We start from the raw sequence: 893 nt of genomic DNA on the forward strand, positions 1-893 counted from the left end.
AAAGGCATGTCCGCATGGTCCACGCCGCAAGGAAGCGACAGTGCCGGATGGGTAGTCAGCGTGACCACGTAGGTCAGCGCCAGCCAGCGATAGTAGTTCTCCTGCTGCTCGCCGTTGATGAACTCCGCGTAGCGCTGGGTCCACGGAAACGGCGACACGGGCGTGGTCGGCGAAAGGATCAGGTCGTAGTCGGCGAAGGTCTGCCCGAAGCGCTTCATCAGGCGGGTCTGCTCGGCTTGCGCCCATGCGACGTCGAGCAGGCTCATGCGCATGCCCATCTCGTAGTTGGCGCGCGGGTTGGGACCGAGGCTGTCCGGGTCGCGCTCGTAGGCCGCCTGCATGCCCGCCACAAAGGCCTCGGCGCGGATCACATCGAAGCAGCGGTGCACTTCACCCATGTCCAGCTCCACGGGATCGCAGCGCGCGAACAGATGCTTTATCGAATTGATCTTGCGTCGGAAGGTGGCTCGGATGCCTTCATCCACGGCGCAGGTGCCGAAGTCTTCGGTATAGGCGACGCGAAGCCGCGCAAGGTCCACGCGTGGAGGCGTCAGGAACGACATCGGATCGAGCGGATAGCTCAGCGGATCGCCCGAATGCATCCCGGCGGTCGCCGCGAGTTGCAGGCAGGCATCCTCGACGGTCCGACCCATGGGCCCGACCACCGAGATCGGCGTCCACCCGAGGAGCTTGCGAACGCTCGGCACCACGCCCGGTGAAGGGCGAAAACCCACGACGCCGCATTTGGCGCCGGGGATGCGAAGCGAACCGCCAGTATCTGATCCAGTGCAGAGCGGCAGCATGTCGCAGGCCAGCGCCGCCGCGGATCCGCCGGAAGATCCGCCGGCGTTGAGGTTGGGGTTGAAGGGATTGCCCGTCGCGCCCCACACTTC

1 protein-coding gene is annotated in these 893 nt (G+C 65.6%); it reads right to left on the minus strand.

Translation table 11 applies throughout. From position 1 onward, the window contains the following. On the minus strand, positions 1-893 hold an 893-nt coding region (locus AC1DY5_RS57240), incomplete at both ends, for an amidase (protein WP_478122975.1).

The organism is Variovorax sp. P4_D9, assembly GCF_056401695.1.